This is a genomic window from Mesorhizobium sp. M7A.F.Ca.CA.004.06.1.1, from assembly GCF_003999135.1.
In the GTDB taxonomy this organism is placed as follows: Bacteria; Pseudomonadota; Alphaproteobacteria; order Rhizobiales; family Rhizobiaceae; genus Mesorhizobium.
The window spans coordinates 1-3,122 of record NZ_RZPQ01000700.1 but is presented as its reverse complement, the minus strand read 5'-3'; the positions used below and the strand labels follow the sequence as shown (position 1 = coordinate 3,122).

3 protein-coding genes are annotated in these 3,122 nt (G+C 62.4%); all 3 read left to right on the top strand.

Annotation, left to right across the window (positions count from 1 at the left end; genetic code table 11):
- Positions 1-631: flagellin (locus EN906_RS28620; RefSeq protein ID WP_281060466.1), on the top strand; the 631-nt coding region annotated here is incomplete at its 5' end.
- A gap of 256 nt (positions 632-887) precedes the next feature.
- Positions 888-1,952 (top strand): flagellin, encoded by a 1,065-nt coding sequence (locus EN906_RS28615; protein ID WP_127270046.1) that lies wholly within the window; start codon positions 888-890, stop codon positions 1,950-1,952.
- A 132-nt stretch (positions 1,953-2,084) separates the two neighbouring features.
- The coding region (fliF, locus tag EN906_RS28610) for a flagellar basal-body MS-ring/collar protein FliF (protein WP_127375545.1) at positions 2,085-3,122 on the top strand (1,038 nt) is incomplete at its 3' end.

Below are 3,122 nucleotides of genomic sequence, written 5' to 3'. Positions count from 1 at the left end.
GTTGAAGGCCTACGCCGATGGCGCCACCTTCTCCGGCACCAACATGCTTTCGGTGTCCACTGCGACAGGCACCGCGGCCGACGTGAAGATTGTTTCGGCCTTCAACCGCGACGCGACCGGCGCGGCTTCGATCTCGACGATCGATGTCAATGTGGAAAGCATCAAGCTGTACGATGCCGGCGCGGCACCAACCGCCAAGGGTATTCTCGACACGGCCCGCCTCGGCACCACGGGCGCTGCTGTTGCCACGGCCTCGGCACCGACGTTGGGCGCTGCCGCAGCGGTTACCGACACCTATTCGGTTGCCTCGCTGACTATCTTCTCGGGTGGCACGGCCGCCAGCGATAGCCAGATCGCGCAGCAGATGAACGTCGTCGATGCCGCGCTCAAGGCCATGACCAACGCCGCCACCACGCTCGGCGCCGCCAAGAGCAGTATCGACCTGCAGAAGACCTTCACCTCGAACCTGATGGACTCCATCGATCGCGGTGTCGGCCAGCTCGTCGATGCCGACATGAACAAGGAATCGACCCGCCTCCAGGCCCTGCAGGTCCAGCAGCAGCTCGGCATCCAGGCGCTGTCGATCGCCAACGGTTCGTCGCAGTCGATCCTGTCGCTCTTCCGCGGCTAATCGCATCCGCCAACTTGCACTAAAATCGGGCCGCGCCAAAAGCGCGGCCCGATTTCGTTTGCTCGGACCGCGCGCAACGCTCTGTCGTTAACTCTCGAAAGGCCGCGTTTAACAGGCTGTTAACCATGTCCCGCTAATTATGGTTAACCAATAGCTTACAACGGTTGGCGAATCGGCCCTACTGGCACGATACCACGGTTGAAGCAGGCTATCCGGCATGTCTGAGCATGCCGGCCTTTGAGAAGGAGCGACTTTCTTGGCGAGTATCATGACCAACGCCGCGGCGTTAACCGCGCTTCAAAGCCTCAGCGCCACCAACAAGTCACTCGAGCAGACACAGGCCCGCATATCGACGGGCTACCGTGTCTCGCAAGCTTCGGACAACGCGGCCTACTGGTCGATCGCCACCACGATGCGCTCCGACAACCAGGCCCTGTCGACGGTGCAGGATGCACTCGGCCTCGGCGCCTCGAAAGTCGACACCGCCTACACCGGCATGAACAATGTGCTGACAACGATCGGCCAGATCAAGACCAAGCTGCTTTCGACCGTCGGCCAGACGGACGCAGCCAAGGCAAAGACGCAGACCGAGATCAAAGCGCTTCAGGCGCAGATGAAGTCGTTCGCCGATGCGGCCACCTTTTCAGGCTCGAACTTCCTAGCGGTGACCTCAAAGCAGGTTGCGGCCGCCAATGACGGCGTCCAGCCCGACTCCCAGATCGTGTCCTCATTCAATCGTTCCTCATCCGGCGCCATCTCGATCGGGACGATCGATATCGATGTCGAGAGCACCAAGCTTTTCGACTACGGCCTCGCCGCCGAGGTCAAGAATTACGGAACCCTCGATCGCCAGACGTCCATCTATTCCACGGGCGCCGCCCAGACCCTGTACGACAACGCCTATGCGGGCGTGATCGCGGGCGGAGGAACGGACATCGCCGCGAACACCGCCGGCCAGACGGCGGCGGGAGCGGTCGCCAAGGTCGACAATATCTCCGCCTACAACCTCGATATCACGGCACCAGGCATTACCGACGACATCATCACGCAGATGGTGAACAGGATCGATAACGTCATGGCCCAGCTGACCGACTCCGCCACCATCCTCGGTTCCGCCAAGAGCAGCATTGACCTGCAGAAGACCTTCACCCAGAGTTTGATGGACTCCATCGACCGCGGCGTCGGCCAGCTTGTCGATGCCGACATGAACAAGGAATCGACCCGGCTCCAGGCACTGCAGGTTCAGCAGCAGCTCGGCGTTCAAGCGCTGTCGATCGCCAACAGCGCCTCGCAGTCGATCCTGTCTCTGTTCAAGAGCTGATCACGGGCGCCACCGGCGCCGTCCTTTCCATCAGATAATCGGGCCGCGCCGCCAGCGCGGCCCGATTTCATTTTCGCACAAGCTTCGAAGACTAGAGTTCCGGCGGACAATCATGCTGGGAGTCGTTGAACCGTGCCGGAACAGATCCAGAGCATCATCTCGAATCTCCGCGGGTTTGGCGTGAAGCGCCTCGCCATGCTGGCGGGCATCGCCGTTCTGGTGATGGGCGTCATCGGCATCGCCTCGGTCTATCTCAACCGCCCCGCCTATGACACGCTCTATGTGGGACTAGACCGCGCCGACGTGAACCAGATCGGCCTGGTGCTGGGCGAAGCCGGCATCGGCTTCGATGTCGGCGCCGATGGAACCTCGGTTCTGGTGCCGGCCGGCACCACCGCTCAGGCCCGCATGCTGCTTGCCGAAAAGGGCCTGCCGACCAGCGCCAATGCCGGCTACGAATTGTTCGACAATGTCGGCTCGCTCGGCCTCACCTCCTTCATGCAGCAGATCACCCGCGTGCGGGCGCTGGAAGGCGAGATCGCCCGCACCATCCAGTCCATATCGGGCATCAAGGCTGCGCGGGTCCACATCGTCATGTCCGAACGGGCCAATTTCCGCCGCGACGAGCAGCAGCCCTCGGCCTCCGTGGTCATCCGCTACGCCGGCATCGACGCCGAGAAGAGCGCCATGTCGATCCGCCATCTCGTCGCCGCCGCCGTTCCCGGCCTGTCGGCAGACAAGGTGACTGTTCTCGATTCCAGCGGCAATCTGCTGGCCGCGGGCGACGATCCTTCCAACACCAGCGCCGCCCGCACGCTCGGCGTCGAGCAGACCGTCGAGGCGCAGATCGGAGACAACATCCGCCGTGCGCTGACGGCCTATCTCGGCCCCGACAATTTCCGCGCAAGCGTCAAGGCCGAGGTCAACACCGACACCCGCCAGACGGAAGAGACCATCTTCGATCCGAATTCCCGCGTCGAACGCTCGGTGCAGTCGGTGCGGGCCAACGAGAACAACAACCAGAAGCAGGCTTCCACTCCGGCCAGCGTCGAGCAGAACCTGCCCGAGACCCAGGCAACCGCCACCGATGGTCCGCAATCCTCCTCGCAGAACGACCGCAGGGAAGAGATCACCAACTACGAGATCAATTCCAAGAAGATCGCCACGGTC